The following is a 681-nucleotide window of genomic DNA, read 5'->3' on the forward strand; positions in this document are numbered from 1 at the left end:
GGCAAGCGCGGTGGTGAGCGCAGCGCTGCCCAGGAAGGTCTCGATCTCGGCAACCGTGTCCAGCCCGTTCTGCGGCGCGGCCATCACCACCGACTGCGCCAGTTGCAGCACCTCGGTCTTGTCGAAGCCACTCACCGTGAGCGTCATGTCTCCGGCAGCCGACTGCACCGCGCTGTAGGTGCGCCCATCGCTGCCCACCAGCGTCCAGCTGGTGCTCTTGAGCACGATCGCGTTTGCCGGTGGGTTCGTGAGGAAGCTCTGCACGTCCCCTGCGCTCGAGCTTGCGCTCAGCGCTGCGGCATCCGCCTGCCCCACCTGGTACACCACGCTCTTGCCGAAGCGCGCTTCGGTGATGGTGAGGTTGCCGCTCGCATCCCAGCTCAGCGTGTAGCTCACGCCCGAGCCTTCCACCGTGTGCTGCACCGCCTTGCTCGCCTTGCCGTTGGCCAGCGCCTTGCTCAGCGCCTGCCCAGCTCCGGTTGCAGCAAGGAGCGTCTCGATCTCACCGACTGTGTCCAGCCCGCCGGCGTCGCTCACCACCGACTGCGCCAGCTGCAGCACCTCGGTCTTGTCGAAGCCACTCACCGTGAGCGTCATGTCTCCGGCAGCCGACTGCACCGCGCTGTAGGTGCGCCCATCGCTGCCCACCAGCGTCCAGCTGGTGCTCTTGAGCACGATCGC

At 67.4% G+C, this 681-nt stretch carries 1 protein-coding gene; it reads right to left on the minus strand.

Annotation, left to right across the window (positions count from 1 at the left end; genetic code table 11):
• Positions 1–681 (minus strand): hypothetical protein (locus P1K89_RS32525; RefSeq protein ID WP_284620696.1); only part of this gene is annotated, 681 nt, incomplete at both ends.

The sequence above is a fragment of the Aquabacterium humicola genome, from assembly GCF_030167915.1.
In the GTDB taxonomy this organism is placed as follows: domain Bacteria; phylum Pseudomonadota; class Gammaproteobacteria; order Burkholderiales; family Burkholderiaceae_C; genus Pseudaquabacterium; species Pseudaquabacterium humicola.